The sequence below is a fragment of the Lutimaribacter degradans genome, assembly GCF_023703375.1.
Taxonomy (GTDB): Bacteria; Pseudomonadota; Alphaproteobacteria; order Rhodobacterales; family Rhodobacteraceae; genus Lutimaribacter; species Lutimaribacter degradans.
This window is the reverse complement of record NZ_JAMQGO010000007.1, coordinates 1-18,916: the sequence shown is the minus strand read 5'-3', so window position 1 is coordinate 18,916 and position 18,916 is coordinate 1. Positions and strand designations below refer to the sequence as shown.

General features: G+C 61.5%; 17 protein-coding genes and 1 tRNA gene. 9 read left to right on the top strand and 9 right to left on the bottom strand.

The window, feature by feature from the left end; genetic code table 11:
* Nucleotides 1-15 precede the first annotated feature (15 nt).
* The 3 genes from M8744_RS11355 (at nt 16) to M8744_RS11345 (ending at nt 3,458) form a co-directional block, all read left to right on the top strand.
* A complete protein-coding gene (locus M8744_RS11355) occupies nt 16-1,299 on the top strand; it encodes an ABC transporter substrate-binding protein (protein ID WP_251415973.1) in 1,284 nt (427 codons plus the stop codon).
* Between the two features lie 63 nt (nt 1,300-1,362).
* Entirely contained in the window at nt 1,363-2,190 is an 828-nt protein-coding gene (locus M8744_RS11350; RefSeq protein WP_251415970.1) for an ABC transporter ATP-binding protein, read from the top strand.
* A gap of 47 nt (nt 2,191-2,237) precedes the next feature.
* Nucleotides 2,238-3,458 carry a phenylacetate--CoA ligase family protein gene (locus M8744_RS11345; protein WP_251415967.1) on the top strand — a complete coding sequence of 407 codons (1,221 nt, stop codon included), beginning with the start codon at nt 2,238-2,240 and terminating at the stop codon, nt 3,456-3,458.
* Between the two features lie 36 nt (nt 3,459-3,494).
* On the opposite strand, the gene M8744_RS11340 is transcribed toward M8744_RS11345, so the two are convergent.
* The 3 genes from M8744_RS11340 to M8744_RS11330 form a co-directional block, all read right to left on the bottom strand.
* Nucleotides 3,495-5,240, bottom strand: coding sequence for a PHA/PHB synthase family protein (locus M8744_RS11340; RefSeq protein ID WP_251415964.1), 1,746 nt, complete (start codon nt 5,238-5,240; stop codon nt 3,495-3,497).
* Between the two features lie 150 nt (nt 5,241-5,390).
* A complete protein-coding gene (ykgO, locus tag M8744_RS11335) occupies nt 5,391-5,516 on the bottom strand; it encodes a type B 50S ribosomal protein L36 (protein ID WP_012177066.1) in 126 nt (41 codons plus the stop codon).
* Between the two features lie 73 nt (nt 5,517-5,589).
* Nucleotides 5,590-5,664: transfer RNA gene (locus tag M8744_RS11330), tRNA-Val, on the bottom strand.
* A 161-nt stretch (nt 5,665-5,825) separates the two neighbouring features.
* On the opposite strand from M8744_RS11330, the gene M8744_RS11325 reads away from it, so the two are divergent.
* Nucleotides 5,826-6,689, top strand: a complete 864-nt coding sequence (locus tag M8744_RS11325) for an N-formylglutamate amidohydrolase (protein WP_251415961.1) — start codon at nt 5,826-5,828, stop codon at nt 6,687-6,689.
* Here M8744_RS11325 and M8744_RS11320 read toward each other — a convergent pair whose 3' ends face one another.
* Nucleotides 6,690-7,943, bottom strand: a complete 1,254-nt coding sequence (locus M8744_RS11320; protein ID WP_251415958.1) for a DNA polymerase IV — start codon at nt 7,941-7,943, stop codon at nt 6,690-6,692.
* Nucleotides 7,944-7,990: 47 nt separating this feature from the next.
* Between M8744_RS11320 and M8744_RS11315 the strand changes: the two genes are divergently transcribed.
* Entirely contained in the window at nt 7,991-8,413 is a 423-nt protein-coding gene (locus M8744_RS11315; protein ID WP_251415943.1) for an NUDIX hydrolase, read from the top strand.
* On the opposite strand, the gene pyrF is transcribed toward M8744_RS11315, so the two are convergent.
* Nucleotides 8,414-9,109, bottom strand: coding sequence for an orotidine-5'-phosphate decarboxylase (gene pyrF, locus M8744_RS11310; protein WP_251415939.1), 696 nt, complete (start codon nt 9,107-9,109; stop codon nt 8,414-8,416).
* A 285-nt stretch (nt 9,110-9,394) separates the two neighbouring features.
* Between pyrF and clpB the strand changes: the two genes are divergently transcribed.
* Nucleotides 9,395-12,013: an ATP-dependent chaperone ClpB gene (gene clpB, locus M8744_RS11305; protein WP_251415926.1), complete on the top strand. Its 2,619-nt coding sequence runs from the start codon at nt 9,395-9,397 to the stop codon at nt 12,011-12,013.
* A gap of 125 nt (nt 12,014-12,138) precedes the next feature.
* Here clpB and M8744_RS11300 read toward each other — a convergent pair whose 3' ends face one another.
* From M8744_RS11300 to M8744_RS11285, 4 genes are all read right to left on the bottom strand, one after another.
* Nucleotides 12,139-13,527: a calcium-binding protein gene (locus M8744_RS11300; RefSeq protein ID WP_251415912.1), complete on the bottom strand. Its 1,389-nt coding sequence runs from the start codon at nt 13,525-13,527 to the stop codon at nt 12,139-12,141.
* Between the two features lie 211 nt (nt 13,528-13,738).
* Nucleotides 13,739-14,227 carry a fasciclin domain-containing protein gene (locus M8744_RS11295; RefSeq protein WP_251415909.1) on the bottom strand — a complete coding sequence of 163 codons (489 nt, stop codon included), beginning with the start codon at nt 14,225-14,227 and terminating at the stop codon, nt 13,739-13,741.
* 62 nt (nt 14,228-14,289) lie between these two features.
* Entirely contained in the window at nt 14,290-14,775 is a 486-nt protein-coding gene (locus M8744_RS11290; RefSeq protein ID WP_251415906.1) for a fasciclin domain-containing protein, read from the bottom strand.
* A gap of 185 nt (nt 14,776-14,960) precedes the next feature.
* Nucleotides 14,961-15,398, bottom strand: coding sequence for a DUF302 domain-containing protein (locus tag M8744_RS11285; protein ID WP_251415903.1), 438 nt, complete (start codon nt 15,396-15,398; stop codon nt 14,961-14,963).
* Between the two features lie 110 nt (nt 15,399-15,508).
* Here M8744_RS11285 and M8744_RS11280 point away from each other — a divergent pair, with 110 nt between their 5' ends.
* The 3 genes from M8744_RS11280 (at nt 15,509) to msrQ (ending at nt 18,616) form a co-directional block, all read left to right on the top strand.
* Nucleotides 15,509-17,002 carry an FMN-binding glutamate synthase family protein gene (locus M8744_RS11280; protein WP_251417075.1) on the top strand — a complete coding sequence of 498 codons (1,494 nt, stop codon included), beginning with the start codon at nt 15,509-15,511 and terminating at the stop codon, nt 17,000-17,002.
* Nucleotides 17,003-17,102: 100 nt separating this feature from the next.
* Nucleotides 17,103-18,002, top strand: a complete 900-nt coding sequence (msrP, locus tag M8744_RS11275) for a protein-methionine-sulfoxide reductase catalytic subunit MsrP (protein ID WP_251415888.1) — start codon at nt 17,103-17,105, stop codon at nt 18,000-18,002.
* Complete coding sequence (gene msrQ / locus M8744_RS11270; RefSeq protein WP_251415873.1) at nt 18,002-18,616, top strand: protein-methionine-sulfoxide reductase heme-binding subunit MsrQ; 615 nt, start codon at nt 18,002-18,004, stop codon at nt 18,614-18,616. Before msrP ends, msrQ begins: the two co-directional genes overlap by 1 nt.
* Nucleotides 18,617-18,916 lie beyond the last annotated feature (300 nt).

Here is an 18,916-nt window from a genome sequence, read left to right as displayed (position 1 = left end):
AGGGAGGAGAACCCGATGAAAATGAAACTGGCAACTCTGGCACTGGGGGCCGTCATGGCCGCAGGGCCAGCACTGGCGGACCTGGTGTTTCCGTCAATGAGCTATCGCACGGGCCCCTATGCAGCGGGGGGGATTCCCTTTGCAGATGGGTACGCGGATTATTTCACCCTGCTGAACGAACGTGACGGCGGTATCGGTGGCGAAAAGATCGACATGCCGGAATGCGAAACCGCCTATAACACCGAAAAAGGGGTTGAGTGCTACGAGGCGACCAAGGATCTTGGCTCGCTCGTCTATCAGCCGCTTTCGACCGGCATTACCTATCAGCTGATTCCCAAGGTCACGGCAGATGGTATCCCGATGTTGACCTCGGGCTTGGGGCGTACCTCGGCCAAGAACGGCGCGGTATTCCCCTGGCTGTTCAATTTCCCCGCCAACTATTGGGATGGCGCCTCGGTCGCGATCAAGCACATCCTTGACGAGGAAGGCGGCGACGTCAACGACAAGAAGATCACGCTGGTCTATCACAATAGCGCCTATGGCAAAGAGCCGATCCGCACGCTCGAAGAGCTGTCGAAAAAGCACGGGTTCGACCTGTCGCTGGTGCCCGTGGATCACCCCGGCCAAGAGCAGAAAAGCCAGTGGCTGCAGATCCGCCGTGACCGTCCCGATTACGTCATCATGTATGGCTGGGGCGTGATGAACCAGGTCGCCATTCAAGAGGCCGTAAATATCCGTTTCCCGATGGACAAGTTCATCGGCATCTGGTGGTCGGGCTCGGAGAATGACGTTCGTCCTGCCGGAGCCGCGGCTGATGGGTACAAGGCACTGACTTTCCATAACCTCGGTGACGATTACCCGCTTTATGACGATCTCAAGACCTTTGTTTATGACAAGGGTCTTGCAGCCGGCGCGGGTGACCAGCACGGCACGGCGCTGTATAACCGTGGTCTTTACGGCGCGATGCTGGTGGCCGAGGCCGCGAAAACCGCGCAGGAGATCCACGGCGTTTCGGCGATCACCCCGGCGATGATGCGCGATGGCATGGAAGCGCTGGAAATGACCGAAGAGAAAATGGCGGCCCTCGGCCTGCCGGCCTTCGGCCCCGAGTTCCAGGTTACGTGCGAAAACCATGGTGGCAACGGGTTCGCGGCTATCGGCCAGTGGGATGCCGCTGCCAGCGAGTGGAAGATGATCACCGACTATATTCAGTCGGATCAGGAAATCGTGCAGCCGCTGATCGAGGCGGACTCGATGGCCTATGCCGAAGAGAACGGCATCACCCCGAGCTGCGACTGATCCAAACAGCCGGGCCGCCGCCAGTCGCGGCGGCCCGCATCAACGAATTGACGGAGCGTGGACATGCTGGACGCCGCCAAGACCCAGACCGAGACCTTGCTTGAGGTCAACAATATCGAGGTGATCTATAACCACGTGATCCTTGTCCTGAAGGGTGTCAGCCTGAAGGTACCCAAAGGCGGAATCACGGCGCTGCTGGGTGGCAACGGCGCGGGCAAGACCACCACGCTCAAGGCAGTTTCCAATCTGTTGGCCAGCGAACGCGGTGAGGTAACCAAGGGCAGCATCATTTATCGCGGCGAGCGGGTGCAGGATCTGACTCCGAACGACCTGGTGCGCAAGGGCGTGATCCAGGTTATGGAAGGCCGCCACTGTTTCGAGCACCTGACTGTCGAGGAAAACCTGCTGACTGGCGCTTATACCCGCGCTGCCAGCAGGGGCGACGTCGATGCCGACCTGGAGATGGTCTATGAATATTTTCCGCGCTTGAAAGAGCGCCGCCGCAGTCAGGCGGGCTATACCTCGGGCGGTGAGCAACAGATGGTCGCCATCGGGCGCGCACTGATGAGCCGGCCCGAGACGATCTTGCTGGACGAACCCAGCATGGGCCTTGCGCCGCAATTGGTGGAGCAGATTTTCAACATCGTGAAGTCGCTGAACGAGGAGCAGGGCTATACCTTCCTTCTGGCGGAACAGAACACCAACGTGGCGCTACGCTTCGCGCATTACGGCTACATCCTGGAATCCGGCCGGGTGGTGATGGATGGCCCCGCCGACGATCTGCGCGAAAACCCCGATGTGAAGGAATTCTATCTCGGCATGTCCGATGAGGGTCGCAAATCGTTCCGTGATGTGCGCAGTTACCGCCGCCGCAAACGTTGGCTGAGCTGAAACCCGTTTCCCCACCCCCACCATCCATTCGCCAGAAGGACAGGCAGATGAGCGGATATTTCGACGACCTGGAAACCCGCAGCGCGGACGAACGTGCCGAGGCAATCGCCAGGGAACTGCCTGCACAGGTGGCCCGCGCGCAGGCGCTGCCCGGATATGGCGGGCGGCTGGAGGGGGTCGAGGCCAGCCAGATCACCGATATGGCGGCGTTGGCCAAATTGCCGGTCTTGCGCAAATCGGACCTGGGCGCGGTGCAAGGGGCGGGTAACCCCCTTGGTGGGCTGACGACACGCCCCGCCAGTGGGTTTGCCCATATTTTCCAGTCGCCCGGCCCGATCTATGAACCTGGTGGCACCGAACATGACTGGTGGCGCATGGGCCGGTTCCTGAATGCCTGCGGCATCGGGCGTGGCGATATCGTGCAGAACTGTTTCGGCTATCACCTGACGCCTGCGGGCATGATCTTTGAATCCGGCGCGCGTGCCGTGGGCGCAACCGTACTGCCCGCCGGAACCGGCCAGACCGAGTTGCAGGTGACGGCCGCGCATGACGTTGGCACGACCGCTTATGCCGGCACGCCTGACTACCTGAAAATCATCCTGGACAAGGCCGACGAGATGGGCGTGAAACTGGCCATCACCAAGGCGGCCGTTGGGGGTGGTGCGCTGTTCCCATCGTTGCGCCAGGAATATGCTGATCGCGGGATCATCTGCCTGCAATCCTACGCCACCGCCGACCTTGGCAATATCGCGTATGAATCGGATGCGATGGAGGGCATGATCGTTGACGAGGGTGTGATCGTCGAGATCGTGACCCCCGGCACGGGCGATCCGGTCGCGCCGGGCCAGGTGGGCGAGGTTGTGGTGACGACGCTGAACGCCGATTACCCTCTGATCCGCTTTGCCACCGGAGATTTGTCGGCCGTGTTGGAGGGCAGCAGCCCTTGCGGCAGGACCAACATGCGCATCAAGGGCTGGATGGGCCGTGCCGACCAGACTACCAAGATCAAGGGCATGTTCGTGCGCCCCGAGCAGGTGGCCGCGCTGGTGGCCAAGCACCCCGAGATCAGCCGCGCCCGCGTGGTGGCGGGCCGAGAGGGCGAGATGGACGTGATGACCGTGCGGATCGAGGCCACCGGCGGTGACGAAGCCGCCTTTGGCGCAAGCGTGGCCGAGGTGCTCAAGCTGAAAGGCAAGGTAGAGATCGTCAGCCCCGGCAGCTTGCCCAACGATGGCAAGGTGATCGAGGATGCCCGCGACTACGGCTGACCCAGGCCGCGTCAGGCGGCCTCGGCGCGATGTGCCCTAGCGGATGTGAACATAGGTTCCGGGCGCCGGGTCCAATGGCGGAAACCCCTGGTCGGGTGCGCCCATGGCAGGTGGGGCAGCGTTTCGTGCACCGCCATGCGCGGCCAGCCAACGGCCCCATTCGCGCCACCAAGACCCTTCTTGCGGTGCGTGGTTTTCGGCCCAGCTGTCAGGATCGGCATATAGATCGCCCGCCTTGCGGCAGCTTATGCGATAGTGACGGTTCTTGTGGCCCGGCTCACTGACGATACCGCCATTATGACCACCAGAGGTCAGGCAGAATGTCAGTTCGGATTGTGTGAACAGCGCGATCTTGTAGACCGAGTGCCAAGGCGCGATGTGGTCGGTTTCGGTGCCCACGGCGAAGATGGGCACATGGATGTCGCGCAGCGCGATGACCCGGCCATCGACGGCAAAGCGGCCGGCGCTCAGGCGGTTTTCCAGAAACAGGCTGCGCAGGTACTCGGAATGCATCCGCGCAGGCATGCGCGTGGTATCGGCGTTCCAGGCTGCCATGTCTGTGGCGCGGTCATCCTCGCCCATCAGGTAGCGGCGGACCGCGCGGGTCCAGACAAGGTCTTCGGCCCGCAAGGCTTGAAACGCGCCGGCCATTTGGTGCCCGTCCAGTGTGCCTTGTTCGGCCATCATGTCTTCGAGAAAGGCCAGTTGGCTTTCATCTAGAAACAAGAGCAATTCGCCCGCTTCGCTGAAATCGGTCTGAGCTGCCAGTAGCGACAGCGAGGCAAGCCTGTCATCACCATCGCGCGCCATCGTGGCCGCGGCGATCGACAGGATGGTGCCGCCAAGGCAATAGCCGCATCCATGAATCGCTTGGCCGGGAACGATCTGTGAAACGGCGTCAAGCGCAGCCATCACGCCGTCGCGGCGATACTCGTCCAGCGATGTATCGGCCAACTCGGCATCAGGATTGACCCAGCTCATGCAGAAAACCGTGTGTCCCTGACTTACCAGCCAGTTGATCAACGAATTGTGGGGCGAAAGATCTAGAATGTAATATTTCATGATCCACGCCGGAACGATCAGCACCGGTTCAGCGTGAACGGTTTCGGTTTGCGGGGCATACTGGATCAGTTCGAACAGGTGATTGCGAAACACCACCTGGCCGGGCGTACAGGCGATATCTTGTCCGACGCGCGGCCCGTTGTCTTCGGGTTGCGCCCCGGCGGCTTGCGACAAGTCGGCGAGCCAATGGCGCATTCCTGCGGACAGCACCTCGGGGCCTTTCTCTGAGAAGGTTTCGATGATCTCGGGGTTCAGCGCCGGGGCATTCGACGGCGACGCCGCATCCAGCATCTGCCGCAGCATGAAACGCACCCTTTCGGCGTTGCGGGGCTGCACGCCGGGCAGGTCAGAGGCCGCCGCCTGCCACCAGTCCTGCGTGGCCAGGTAGCCCTGGGCCCAGGCGCGAAAGGGGGGCTGTCCCCAGCCTGAATGGGTGAATCGATGGTCGGTGTGGTCCGGCTGAAAGGGGGGCGCTGCTGCCGGATCGGCCCGCAGCGCGTCCTGCATCAGCGCCGTTGCGTTGCGCGTTGCACGGTCCCAAAGGTCCATTTGTCGGCCCGGAGCCGCGGCCAGGTGTCCCATCCAATCGGCCCAGGCCGCGACAGTGGCGTGGGGTGACAGCCCGTTTGTCAGCTTGGCGGTGGCCGCGTGCAGCGCCTGGTCAAGCGCGGCGTGGCGATCCTTTGGGGATTTGGGGGCGTTGTCTTTCGGAGTGGTCATGCAATGTCCTGTCGATACGCTACGTGCCTGCGCCTGACATATACATATGGCAACAGCATGACGACACGCCGCGACGGCATGCCGCAAAAGAGAAAGGCCGCTGCCCTTGTCGTGGGCAGCGGCCTTTTGCATGCTCAAACGTCGGTTGGGTCAGCCCTGACGGGCCTTGAACCGGCGTTGCGTCTTGTTGATGACGTAGACGCGGCCCTTGCGGCGCACGACACGGCAGTCGCGGTGACGCTGCTTGAGCGAGCGGAGCGAGTTCTTGACCTTCATCGGTCCTCTCCTTTCGTCGCGGCGCGGGCGTGCGCCATTGCAGGTCGTCCCCAGAACGGGGACAGTGAAATCATGGTGGGCGGTACTGGGATCGAACCAGTGACCCCTACGATGTCAACGTAGTGCTCTACCGCTGAGCTAACCGCCCGTGATACCGACACTTTCGTTGCCCCTAACAAAGAGGGGCGCGGAAATCCGCGCCGGTTCGCGTTCCTATAAAAGGAGTCGTCGGGGGGATCAAGGGCTTTTGGCATAGTATCGAATAGGTCTATGCTGCAAGATAGTGCTGATTAGGTTGGATGCGCCAGGATGCCCAAGGTCGCTTATCATTTGATAAACCCGCAAAAACGCAGCACCAGCGTCGTTTTTGCCTCGCCTCATAGCGGGCGCGACTATTCCGCAGGTTTCTTGCGTCGCTCCGTTCTGGACGAACATACCATTCGGTCCTCCGAAGATGCTTTTGTCGACAAGCTGTTCGCCGCCGCCCCGCAACATGGTGCGCCGCTGCTGCTGGCCGGTGCGCCGCGCGCCTTCGTCGATCTCAACCGCAGCGCCGACGAGCTGGACCCGGCGTTGATCGAGGATGTGCGCGCACCCGGGCACAACCCGCGCGTGGCCTCGGGGTTGGGTGTGGTGCCGCGCGTCGTCGCCGGAGCCCGCGCAATCTACCGGGGCAAGCTGACCCGTGCCGAGGCGCAAAACCGGATCGACACTTATTGGCACCCCTACCACGATGCATTGAACCGCCTGCTTGACGAGGCGCAGGCACAGTTCGGCGAGGCGGTTTTGATTGATTGCCACTCGATGCCGCACGAGGCGATGGATGGAATCGTGCGCGCGGGCGTGCGCCGCCCCGATGTTGTTCTGGGTGACCGGTTTGGCGCGTCGGCGGGGGCAGACGTGGTTGACCGGATCGAGGCCGCCCTTGCGACGGCGGGCTTGAAGGTGGTGCGCAATGCGCCTTTTGCCGGGGCCTATACTGCGCAGCATTATGGCCGCCCGTCGCGCCGCCAGCATGTCGTGCAGATCGAAATCGATCGCGCGCTTTACATGAACGAACAGCTCATTCGCCCGAACGGGAATTTCAACCACCTGCAAAAAGTGTTGTCGGGCGTTATCGCCGAGATCACGGAAATGGGGCGGCCACACGAATTGCCGTTGGCAGCCGAGTAATCAGCGCAGGGCGCGCCCTTTCACGATCGCGTCGTCGCCAAACCGTTGCCTGATCTGGTCGGTCGCGCGTTCGGCCTGCGCGCGCGCCCGTGCCTGCGGGTCGAGCAGGTCACCCGACAAATCCGCTGCTTCTGCGCCGCACAGCTCCGACAGGCCAACGCCGAGCAGCCGGTACGGAGATTTATGCTCGGTCTGGTCGAACAGTGCCCGCGCGTTGCGATAGATCACGTCGGCCATTTGCGTGGCGTCGCGCAGCGATTGCCGCCGGGTGACCAGCTTGTGATCCGCGCGTTTCAGTTTCAGCGTCACGACCCGCCCTGCCTTTTCCTTGGCCTTGGCGCGGTCGGCCACCTTTTCGGCAAGGCGCCAGATATGGCCATCCAGAAGATCGGGGTCAGCCGTGTCCTGTGCAAAGGTGGTTTCGTTGGAAATGGATTTCACCGGCGCGTCACTTGCCACGCGGCGGGCATCTTGCCCACGCGCCAGGTGCCACAGCCGGTTGCCCATCGCGCCGAACCGGGCGATCAGGTCGCGCTGTTCCCAGCGCAGCAGGTCGGAAAAGGTTCGAATGCCCGCGCTATCCAACGCCGATTGCGTGGCCTCGCCCACGCCCCAGATCATGCGCACCGGTTTGTCGCGCAGGAAATCGGCGGTTTCCGCTTGGCCGATCACCGAAAACCCATGCGGTTTCTCCATGTCCGACGCCACCTTGGCCAGAAACTTGTTATGGCTCAGCCCTATCGAGCCGGTGATACCCAACTCGTCGCGCATGCGTTTGACCAGCCGGGCCAGCATCACCGCTGGAGGTTGGCCGTGCAGGCGCGCGGTGCCGGTCAGGTCAAGGAACGCCTCGTCCAGCGACAGGGGCTCGATCGCTGGTGTCAGGTCTTCCATCATTGCGCGGATCTGGCGACTGATGTCGGCATAAAGCTGCATCCGGGGCCTGATCACCACCGCATCCGGGCAAAGTTTAAGCGCCTGGAACATCGGCATGGCCGAGTGCACGCCACGAATACGCGCCACGTAGCAGGCGGTAGACACGACGCCCCGCCGCCCCCCGCCGATGATCACTGGCTTGTCGGCCAGCTCGGGTTTGTCGCGCTTCTCGACGCTGGCATAAAAGGCGTCGCAATCCATATGAGCGATGGACAACTGAAACAGCTCAGGATGTCGCGTGATGCGCGGGCGCCTGCAGGCGGGGCAGCGGGCGCCGTCATCGAATTGTGTCAGGCAGTCGCGGCAAAGGGCGGGCATGGCGTATCGCACTGGTTGGGGTTGCTCACAGTATATAGGGTCCGGGTATGCAGGACGACAGCGATTTCATTGGCGCCAAGCTGGCGCTGTTCCTTGGCGATACGTTGGTGGTGATCCGGCGCGACGCCCATCCCGGCCTGCCTTGGCCGGGCTACTGGGATTTTCCCGGTGGCGGGCGCGAGGCGGGCGAAAGCCCCGCCGCCTGCGCCCTGCGGGAAACCCGCGAAGAGCTGGGCCTGAACGTGCCTGAGACCGCGCTGCATCGGGGCCGGGCCTTTCGGCGGCCTGACGGGGCGTTGGGGTGGATGTTCGCGGCGCGTTTGCCCGCCTCCAGCGCCCATGACGTCCGGCTGGGCGACGAGGGGCAAGGTTGGGCATTGATGACTCCCGCCGCCTACCTGGCCGACCCTTTGGGGATTCCGCATTTCAAGGAACGGCTGCGTCTTTACCTGATGACCACTGGCGAGTGATCAGGCGCCGGCCAGCTCGTCGAGGATGGCCTGCGCTGCCGCGCGCGGATCGTCTGCTTTCCACACGGGGCGACCGACCACGATGTGATCGGCCCCGTCCGTCACGGCCTGTGCAGGCGTGGCCACGCGTTTCTGGTCACCCAGGTCGGCCCCTGCCGGACGCACGCCCGGCGTGACGATCAACCGGCCCGCGGCTTGCGGCAAGGCGCGGATCATGGCGGCCTCTTGCGGGCTGGCGATGACGCCATCGGCGCCCGCTTCGAACGCGCGGGCGGCACGTTCGGCCACCAGGTCGGCGACGTCGCCCGCCTTGATCAGGCTGTCATCCAGATCTGCCCGGTCCAGCGAAGTCAGAATCGTGACGGCCAGAATTTTCGTTTCCTTGCCGGCCGCGCCTTCCTTGGCGGCGCGCACCACATGGGGGTCGCCATGCACGGTCAGGAAATCAAGATCGTACTGCGCCAGCCCACGCACGGCGTTCTCCACTGTGGCGCCGATATCGAACAGCTTCATGTCCAGGAAAATGCGCTTTCCATGCTCTTGTTTCAGCTCGTTGGCCAGCGCCAGGCCCCCGCCCGTCAGCATTCCAAGCCCGATCTTGTAAAAGCCCGCTGCATCGCCGATGCGTTCGGCCAGTTGCAGCCCTTGCAGGGCATCGGGTACGTCGAGGGCGACGATCAGGCGGTCATCTGTCATGGGTGGCTCCTGCGGTCATATTCCGGCCCTTGTCGAAAGAATGTGGTGGCGCGTCAAGCGGCCATTGACAGGGGGCTGCCCGTGGTCGGTGCACAGGTGTGAATGTCAGAAGGTTGCGTTGTCATCCCCGTCTTGCACCAAGCGTGGCGCGACCTGGTGGATCTTTGCGTGATCGCTCTTGAACGGTGGCATCTGTGATCACACATTGGTGACGAGGCCCGGACAGGGGCGCGCCGCAAAGCGGGCGCCGTAACATAACGGGCGCTTGGAAAAAGGAGAAGACCCATGGACTTGTCGAAGTTCACGGAACGGTCGCGCGGTTTCATCCAGGCCGCACAGACCATCGCCATGCGCGAAAATCACCAGCGTTTGGTGCCCGAGCACCTGTTGAAGGCGTTGTTGGATGATCCCGAAGGGCTTGCCAGTAACCTGATCAAGCGCGCGGGGGGTGCGCCCGAGCGCGTAACCGAAGCGTTGGACGTGGCAATGGGCAAGCTGCCCAAGGTCACGGGTGACGCGGGGCAGGTTTACCTGGATAACGCGATGGCCCGCGTGTTGGACGAAGCCGAAAAGATCGCCACGAAGGCGGGCGACAGTTTCGTGCCGGTCGAACGGCTGCTGATGGCGCTGGCCATGGTCAAATCCAAGGCCAAGGAAGCGTTGGATGCAGGTGCCGTGACGGCGCAAAAGCTGAACGAGGCGGTCAATGACATCCGCAAGGGCCGTACCGCGGACACCGCGAGCGCCGAAGAAGGTTATGACGCGCTGAAGAAATACGCCCGCGATCTGACCGAGGCAGCGCGCGAAGGCAAGATCGACCCGATCATCGGCCGCGATGACGAGATTCGCCGCGCCATGCAGGTGCTTTCGCGTCGGACGAAGAACAACCCCGTTCTGATCGGTGAGCCTGGCGTAGGTAAAACCGCGATTGCCGAGGGTCTGGCCCTGCGTATCGTCAATGGCGATGTGCCGGAATCACTGCGCAACAAGAAGCTTATGGCCTTGGACATGGGCGCGCTGATTGCCGGTGCGAAATACCGTGGCGAGTTCGAAGAGCGGTTGAAAGCAATCCTGAGCGAAATCACCGCGGCTGCGGGTGAAATCATCCTGTTCATCGACGAGATGCACACGCTGGTCGGCGCAGGCAAGGCAGATGGCGCGATGGACGCGGCCAACCTGATCAAGCCGGCGTTGGCGCGGGGTGAACTGCATTGTGTCGGTGCCACGACGCTGACCGAGTACCGCAAATACGTGGAAAAGGACGCGGCCCTTGCCCGGCGGTTCCAGCCGGTCATGGTCGAAGAGCCCACCGTTGAAGACACGATTTCCATCTTGCGCGGGATCAAGGAAAAATACGAACTGCACCACGGTGTGCGCATTTCCGACAGCGCGCTGGTATCGGCTGCAACGCTGAGCCATCGCTACATCACCGACCGCTTCCTGCCCGACAAGGCCATCGACCTGGTGGATGAAGCGGCTAGCCGCCTGCGGATGGAAGTGGACAGCAAGCCCGAAGAACTGGATGCGCTGGATCGCCAGATCCTGCAAATGCAGATCGAGGCCGAGGCGTTGCGACTGGAGGATGACAAGGCGTCAAAGGACAGGCTGGAAAAGCTGGAGCGCGAGCTGGCCGACTTGCAGGACAAATCCGCCGAGATGACTGCCAAGTGGCAGGCCGAACGCGACAAGCTGGCATCGGCCCGTGACCTCAAGGAGCAACTGGACCGCGCCCGCGCGGACCTGGATATCGCCAAGCGCGAAGGCAACCTGGCGAAAGCGGGTGAGCTGTCCTATGGCATCATCCCGCAGCTGGAAAAGCAGTTGTCCGAGGCCGAACAGGTCGAGGAAGATGGTGTAATGGTCGAAGAGGCCGTGCGCCCTGAACAGATCGCCCAGGTGGTCGAGCGTTGGACGGGTATCCCGACATCCAAGATGCTGGAAGGCGAACGTGAAAAGCTGTTGCGGATGGAGGATGAACTGCACCGCCGGGTGATCGGCCAGGATACCGCTGTCAAGGCCGTGTCGAACGCCGTGCGCCGTGCACGGGCGGGCCTGAACGACGAGAACCGCCCGCTGGGTTCGTTCCTGTTCCTTGGCCCGACCGGCGTCGGCAAGACCGAGCTGACCAAGGCCGTCGCCAATTACCTGTTCGATGACGACCAGGCGATGGTGCGTATCGACATGAGCGAGTTCATGGAAAAGCACAGTGTCTCTCGTCTGATCGGGGCGCCCCCGGGGTATGTCGGCTATGACGAAGGCGGAGTTCTGACCGAGGCGGTGCGCAGGCGTCCCTACCAGGTGGTCCTTTTCGACGAGGTCGAAAAAGCCCACCCGGAGGTGTTCAACGTGCTGCTTCAGGTGCTGGACGATGGTATGCTGACCGATGGTCAGGGCCGCACGGTCGATTTCAAGCAGACGCTGATCGTGCTTACATCGAACCTCGGGAGCCAGGCCTTGAGCCAGATGCCCGAAGGCGCGGATGCGGCGGACGCCAAGCGCGACGTGATGGACGCGGTGCGGGCGCATTTCCGCCCCGAGTTCCTGAACCGCCTGGACGAGATCGTCGTGTTCGACCGGCTGAGCCGCGACCAGATGGACGGCATCGTGGATATCCAGATGGCACGGCTGCAAAAGCGCCTGGCAACCCGCAAGATCCAGTTGGAGCTGGACCAGGCCGCCAAGACATGGCTGGCCGACGAAGGCTACGATCCGGTCTACGGTGCCCGGCCTCTGAAACGGGTGATCCAGAAGGCGCTGCAAGACCCGCTGGCCGAGGCGATCCTGGCCGGCGAGGTGGACGAAGACAGCGTGGTGCCTGTCTCGGCTGGGGCCGAGGGTCTGATCATCGGTGATCGCGTGGGCAGCACCGACAAGCCCAAGCCCGACGATGCCGTGGTGCATTGATCGCGTATCAAGATGAGCAAAAGGCGGGGCATGCAGCTCCGCCTTTTCTTTTGTGGCTTAGGGCAGGTCTTGGCCCGCCGCCCGACGGATGCAGTCACCCGGTGTTGGTTGGCCGATCTCCCGGCTTAGCCTAGGGAAAGGTCAGGGTCGGCCGGTGGCAGCGGTGCAAAAATGAAATCCGACTCGTCGATATCGGCCAGATCGACATTTTGCAGCAAAAGCACATCGCGGTTGCTTACCCGCAGTTCGACATCCGACCCGATCTGGGTCAACGTGAGGTCATCCAGCCCGGTGAAGCCGAAGGCCGAAAAATCGAGCAGGTCCACGCCGTCTTCGAAATCGGTGATGGTATCGGCGCGCATCCGGTCTTCGAATACGAATACGTCGGCGCCATTGCCGCCGGTCAATTCGTCGTCGCCGAAACCGCCGGACAGCGTGTCATCACCATTGTCGCCGTAAAGCTTGTCTTTGCCTGCACCACCCGACAACAGGTCATTGTCGGCGCCGCCCCAAAGCCGGTCATTGCCATTGTCTCCGATCAGAACATCGCGCCCGCCTTCGCCATACAAACGGTCATTGTCGGCCTGACCATTCAGCGTGTCGTTGCCGTCACCGCCAAGGATCTTGTCGTTGCCCGAGCTGCCCAGGAGCAGGTCGCGCCCGTTGCCGCCGAATAGCTGGTCGCTGCCTGACCCTCCGTCAATCACGTCATTGCCGGCATCGCCCTTGATCGTATCCTCGCCAGTGCCGCCCGAAAGCGTGTCACCACCGAAGCCGCCGCGGATATCATCGGCACCGCCCATTCCATCAAACACATCTGCGTCGGCCGTGCCATCGAACCGGTCGGCGCTGTCAGATGCGGCGGGCGGCGGTGGCGGAGCGGCAAAGATGAAGTCATCTGAATCAATCTCGCTGGCAAGGCGCCCTACAAGGGTCAGGTGTGAGCCGTTCGAAAGGGTGATGCGCACGCCATCGCCGGTGTCCTGAATACCCAATTCGCCCAGGGACGAAACACCGAAACCCGATACGTCGATCAGATCGACCCCGTCGGTGAAGGAAAACACAACATCCTGCCCGGTTTGGCCGATCAACGCGAAGGTATCTGCGCCCGTCCCGCCATACAGCGTGTCGTTCCCGACACCGCCGTCAAGGTAGTTCGTCCCGCTGGTTCCAAACAGAACATCGGCACCCTTACCGCCCAAAAGCGTGTCGTCGCCTTCACCGCCGACCAACATGTCGTCGTTGTTTCCGCCGTCGATCAGGTCGTTGCCGGCGCCGCCAAGCAAAGTGTCGTCGCCATTACCGCCGTCGACAAGGTCATCATCGGCACCGCCATCAAGGTAATCATGGCCATTTCCGCCGTGCAACGTGTCGTTGCCCGCGCCGCCCAGGATCTCGTCCGATCCCCCGCCAGCGTCCATGCTGTCGTCACCGGCGCCAAGGTCGGCAAAATCCGAGGAGTCTGAGCCAATAAGGTTATCGTCAAGCGGGGTAGCCGTCAGGGTGTTGGGCATTTGAGCGCCTTTCAAATTGAATCTTCAATATTTACTCGGTGCTCGAAAGGTTGGCCAAAAATGTGATTCTTCTTTTTATCGTGAAAGATTATCAGCGCTGGCTGGCGCCCGGAAAAAGAAATGGCGAAAATGCGGCAAAATAGTGGCGCAAACAACCAAAGGTGGAAAAATATGCGTGGAGGCGGGGAACAATCCCCGCCTTCCTGTTGAATTAGTTCGGAAGCAGTACCGAATCGATCACGTGGATAACGCCGTTCGATCCGGCAACGTCGGCCTGAATCACGCGGGCATTGTTCACGCGCACACCGTGGGTTCCGTTTACATCCACGGTTGTGCCCTGAACGGTTTTGACGTCGAGCCGCTGACCGGCCAGTTGGTCGGATGTCACGGCGCCAGGAACGACATGATACGTCAGAATGCTGGCCAGCTGGTCGCGGTTTTCAGGGCGGAGCAATGACTCGACGGTTCCGGCTGGCAGCTTTTCAAAGGCTGCGTTGGTGGGCGCGAAAACGGTAAAGGGACCATCGCCCTTGAGCGTGCCGGCAAGATCGGCCGCGCCGACGGCTGCAACCAATGTCGAGAATTCATCATTGGCGGCAAGGATGTCGACGACATCGGGTTGCGTGGTTGTTGTTGTGCAACCAGCGGCGGCGGTCAGTCCGGCGGCGGCCACGGCGGCAAAAAATGTGCGACGCTTCATGATCTGTCCTCTTGTTTGGAAATGAAAAAAAGGCGCGCATTTCTGCGCGCCTTTGATGTGTTTCAGTCTTCGGGCGGCAGGATGACGCCATCGATCACGTGGATGACGCCGTTCGATGCCTCGATATCGGCCGTAACCACGTTTGCTCCATCGACCGTCACGCCGCCTTCGGTGCCGATGGTCACTTCCTTGCCGTTCACTGTGGTGGCCATCATGCCATCCGACAGATCGCCTGACATCACTTTGCCCGGAACCACGTGGTAGGTCAGGATCGCCGTCAGCTGATCCTTGTTTTCGGGCATCAACAGGCTTTCAACCGTGCCTTCGGGCAGTGCGGCGAAGGCTTCGTCGGTGGGCGCAAAAACAGTGAAGGGGCCGTCGCCCTTCAGCGTTTCGACGAGGTCGGCGGCCTGAACGGCGGCGACCAGCGTTTCAAAGCTGCCCGCATCCACGGCGGTGTCGACGATATCCTTGGAATGGCCGCCGGCCAGCGCGGGCCCTGCCATCAAGGTGGCCGCGGTCAGGGCGAGGTAAGTTCTGCGTAGCATTGTAATCTCCCATTGTCGTTAGGTGCGAATGCCTGTGTGGCATCGCGTTCACTACGCAAGGGATAGGCCGTTGGTTCAGCGGGGCTTTCCGCCGATGCCGCTTGACGAAAAAAGGCGCGGAACTAAGCCGCGCCTTTTGCCGATTTCCAGTGGAATCTTTGTGATCGAATGCGAGCGTCGCGTGATCAATCCAGCCCGATCGCGTTGCGCACGATGCCGTCGAGAAGGGCTTGTATCTTTTGCATCTCGCCTTCGGGGAAGGGACGGTAGCCGATCATGACCTGTTCGCCGGGGCGCTGAGCCACGAAGATGTTGTAGGGGCAGAATTGGACGTTCATCGGATCTGCCTCCATCACCTCGCGCGACAGCGCGGCCGAGCAGAAGGAATAGATATCTGCCATGTCGTAGATGGTCATTTCGGCGTCCAGGTCGCCCTTGGTGCGTTCCAGCATGTCGCCGGTATGCGACACGTGGTCGATGACCAATCCCTCGTCCAGGATGGCGTTCTCCAGCCCAAAGATAACATCATCGAAACTGTCCTCGGTCGTATATGTCACGGCCTCTTGAGCCTGCGCCACGGTGGCGGCCGCGGCGATTATCCCGGCCATCAAAAATCTTTTCATCATACTCTCCCATTATCACGTGGCGGTTTGTGCCGACAGCGGCACTGTGTAACGTGTGAGCATAATTGTTTTGAGAGGGTTCGCTTTGACCCAAATCAATCGGAGGTATGATGGAATTCGTTCTGGACGCGCTGCTGATCTTGGCGCTGTTGTTCATTCTGGCCTTGGGGGCGGCGGTTCTGATCGTCGTATTGCTGTTCGTCATCGACCGCACACAGACGGGCGATGCGATCCGGCGCAATTACCCGGTGATAGGGCGTTTCCGGAAGTTGTTCACCAATCTGGGCGAGTTCTTCCGCCAATATTTCTTTGCCATGGATCGCGAGGAAATGCCGTTTAACCGCGCGCAACGCGATTGGGTTGCGCACGCGACGCGTGGCAAGGGCAACACCATCGCGTTCGGGTCTACCAGAAACCTGGGCGTGCCGGGCACACCCATTTTCGTGAACGCGGTCTTTCCACCACTTGATGACCAGTTCGCGACGACACAGCCGATGCAGATCGGTCCGACCGCGGTCATCCCCTATAATGCCAAGTCGATCTTCAACATCTCGGGCATGAGCTATGGCGCCATTTCGCGCCCCGCGGTCGAGGCATTGAGCCGTGGCGCCGCCAAGGCCGGTATCTGGCTGAATACCGGCGAAGGCGGGCTGAGCCCGTATCACCTGACCGGCGCGTGCGATATCGTTTACCAGATCGGCACTGCGAAATACGGCGTCCGCGACGAACATGGCAACCTTGATGATGACAAGCTGCTCAAGATGGCCGAGCATCCGCAGGTGCGCATGTTCGAGCTGAAGCTGGCGCAAGGTGCCAAGCCCGGCAAGGGCGGTATCCTGCCTGGTGAAAAGGTCAATGCCGAGATCGCGGCAATCCGTGGTATCCCTCAAGGCGTCGACAGCGTATCACCCAACCGACACCGCGAAATCGACGATTTCGGCGACCTGCTGGACGTGATCGGCCATATCCGAACCGTCACGGGCAAGCCTTGCGGCTTCAAGACGGTAATTGGCAGCTCTGAGGCGTGGGAAGAGTTCTTTCAACTGATCAAGGCCCGTGGCGACGACAGCGCGCCCGACTTCATTACCATCGATGGTGGCGAAGGGGGCACTGGCGCGGCGCCCATGCCGCTGATGGACCTTGTTGGGATGCCCCTGCGCGAAGCGTTGTTGCGCATGGTCGACCTGCGCGATCGGCACGGACTGAAAGACCGTATCCGCATAATCGCCAGCGGCAAGCTTGTGAATCCCGGCGACGTGGCGATGGCGCTGTGTGCCGGCGCCGATTTCGTCAGCTCGGCCCGGGGGTTCATGTTCTCGCTGGGTTGCATCCAGGCGCTGAAATGCAATCGCAACACTTGCCCGACCGGCATCACCACCCATGATCCGTATCTGCAGCGGGGTCTCGTGGCCGAAGACAAGTTCGTAAAAGTTGCCAATTACGCGACCTCGATCATCAAGGAGGTTGAGACCATCGCACATTCCGTGGGCGTGGCCGAACCCCGGCTGATGCGCCGCCGCCATGTGCGCATCGTACAAGAAGATGGCACGTCGATGCCGTTGAACAAGATCCGGCCCAGTTTCAACGCGCCGCCCGCAGCCTGAGCCTTGTTTCAAGCGGTCCCCGTTTCGTGATGCCTTGTATTTTGCGTAGCGCGCACCGCGCGCTATGTCGTCATTCACCGCAGCAGAGACAGGAGAAGACATGGCTCATCGTTGGAAAAACAACCTGCGTGATAGCGAGGTGACGGATGAGGCGCTATGGATGAACCGCCGCCAGATCATGGGTGGTTTGGCCGGTCTGGGGCTGGTTGGCGCGGGAGCGCCCGCGCGCGCCGAGGGTTTGGAGCCCAATAGCTGGAAAGAGATCACCAGCTACAACAATTTCTACGAATTCGGTACTGCCAAGGGCGATCCCGAGAAAAACGCGGGCGCCATGACCATCGACCCCTGGAGCGTGCGTATCGACGGCCTTGTGGACCGCCCAGGCGACTATGCCTTTGACCAGATCATGGACGGGATGACGGTCGAGGAACGGATATATCGTTTTCGCTGTGTCGAGGCGTGGTCGATGGTGATCCCGTGGAATGGTTTCGAACTGGCCGACCTGTTGGAGATGGCGGGCGTTCAGTCGGGCGCCAAGTACGTGGCCTTCGAAACTTACCTGAATCGCGAGGAAATGCCCGGCACGCGGTTCCCGGTGCTGGAGTGGCCCTATGTCGAAGGTTTGCGCCTGGACGAGGCGATGCACCCGCTGACCATCATGGCGACCGGCATTTACGGTCGTGACATCCCGAAACAGAACGGTGCGCCACTTCGATTGGTGGTGCCATGGAAATACGGGTTCAAATCCATCAAGTCAGTGGTGCGCATCACGCTTACCGACAGCGAACCGCCCACCAGCTGGAACAAGGCCAATCCACGCGAATACGGGTTTTACTCCAACGTGAATCCAGAAGTTGACCACCCCCGCTGGAGCCAGGCGAGCGAACGCCGCATCGGCGGCGGGCTGTTTGCCGACAACCAGCCCACCCTGATGTTCAACGGCTACGGCGATGAGGTGGCAGCGCTGTATGATGGCATGGATCTGCGCGCGAACTTCTGATGGGCCTGCGCGACCGTATCAATGCCGCGGCTCGGCGGCTGCCCACGTGGGCCGCCTATATCGGGCTTGCCGCACCGGCCCCTTGGCTTTTCTACATGGGGCTCACCGGCGGGCTGGGCGTCGAGCCGGTCAAGGCCCTGGAGCATGAGTACGGCGCACTTGCGCTTAAACTGTTGATTGCGGGGCTGTGCATCACCCCGTTGCGTCGGCATCTAGGTGTGAACCTGCTGAAGTTTCGCCGGGCGCTGGGGCTTTTGGCCTTTTTCTATGTTGTGCTGCACTTGACGGTCTGGGCCGTTCTGGATGTCCAATCGCTGGAGCGGGTTTGGGCGGATATCGTCAAACGCCCCTATATCACGATCGGCATGGCGGCATTTGTGCTGATGGTGCCGCTGGTCGCCACATCGAATAACCGGGCGGTGCGCAGCCTCGGCCGTGGATGGGGCAGGTTGCACCGCCTGACTTATGTCGTGGTGCCTTTGGCCGGGGTGCATTTCATATGGCTGCGCAAGGGGCTTCAGCCCGAGCCGCTGATCTACATGGCGGCAATTTTGCTGCTACTGGCATTGCGAGTCGCCCCTCGAAGCAAAAAACGCCGGATTCGGGCGGCATGATTCACGAAAAATCGGACGACTCGCCGCGAAAAGCGGGCGCATTTGTGGGTAAGCCTGTGGATAAGTCCATATATTGTTATGCCTGCCGTTTCGGTTCGGCGCCGCCTCTCTCAATCGATCTGCGGGCGGGGTGCTATGAACTGCGTAATATACTGATTTCACGGTAGAAATTATAAATATGGAAAAAATCTAACATAAACGGAAAAAAGGGGTTGCGGGTATTTGTTGTTATCCGTAAAAGCCCCTTCACCGGCGCTGCTGAGGCGGACGTTGGGGCGCCTACCGGGGCTGACGAGGTTC

Excerpts from the sequence above, each read along its gene's own strand:
- M8744_RS11340 (WP_251415964.1), bottom strand. The coding sequence starts at position 5,240 with ATGACCACTCCGAAAGACAACGCCCCCAAATCCCCAAAGGATCGCCAC.
- M8744_RS11355 (WP_251415973.1), top strand. The coding sequence starts at position 16 with ATGAAAATGAAACTGGCAACTCTGGCACTGGGGGCCGTCATGGCCGCA.
- M8744_RS11300 (WP_251415912.1), bottom strand. The coding sequence starts at position 13,527 with ATGCCCAACACCCTGACGGCTACCCCGCTTGACGATAACCTTATTGGC.
- M8744_RS11290 (WP_251415906.1), bottom strand. The coding sequence starts at position 14,775 with ATGCTACGCAGAACTTACCTCGCCCTGACCGCGGCCACCTTGATGGCA.
- M8744_RS11280 (WP_251417075.1), top strand. The coding sequence starts at position 15,509 with ATGGAATTCGTTCTGGACGCGCTGCTGATCTTGGCGCTGTTGTTCATT.
- M8744_RS11325 (WP_251415961.1), top strand. The coding sequence starts at position 5,826 with ATGCCCAAGGTCGCTTATCATTTGATAAACCCGCAAAAACGCAGCACC.
- clpB (WP_251415926.1), top strand. The coding sequence starts at position 9,395 with ATGGACTTGTCGAAGTTCACGGAACGGTCGCGCGGTTTCATCCAGGCC.
- M8744_RS11285 (WP_251415903.1), bottom strand. The coding sequence starts at position 15,398 with ATGAAAAGATTTTTGATGGCCGGGATAATCGCCGCGGCCGCCACCGTG.
- pyrF (WP_251415939.1), bottom strand. The coding sequence starts at position 9,109 with ATGACAGATGACCGCCTGATCGTCGCCCTCGACGTACCCGATGCCCTG.
- ykgO (WP_012177066.1), bottom strand. The coding sequence starts at position 5,516 with ATGAAGGTCAAGAACTCGCTCCGCTCGCTCAAGCAGCGTCACCGCGAC.
- M8744_RS11320 (WP_251415958.1), bottom strand. The coding sequence starts at position 7,943 with ATGCCCGCCCTTTGCCGCGACTGCCTGACACAATTCGATGACGGCGCC.
- M8744_RS11345 (WP_251415967.1), top strand. The coding sequence starts at position 2,238 with ATGAGCGGATATTTCGACGACCTGGAAACCCGCAGCGCGGACGAACGT.
- msrP (WP_251415888.1), top strand. The coding sequence starts at position 17,103 with ATGGCTCATCGTTGGAAAAACAACCTGCGTGATAGCGAGGTGACGGAT.
- M8744_RS11350 (WP_251415970.1), top strand. The coding sequence starts at position 1,363 with ATGCTGGACGCCGCCAAGACCCAGACCGAGACCTTGCTTGAGGTCAAC.
- msrQ (WP_251415873.1), top strand. The coding sequence starts at position 18,002 with ATGGGCCTGCGCGACCGTATCAATGCCGCGGCTCGGCGGCTGCCCACG.
- M8744_RS11295 (WP_251415909.1), bottom strand. The coding sequence starts at position 14,227 with ATGAAGCGTCGCACATTTTTTGCCGCCGTGGCCGCCGCCGGACTGACC.
- M8744_RS11315 (WP_251415943.1), top strand. The coding sequence starts at position 7,991 with ATGCAGGACGACAGCGATTTCATTGGCGCCAAGCTGGCGCTGTTCCTT.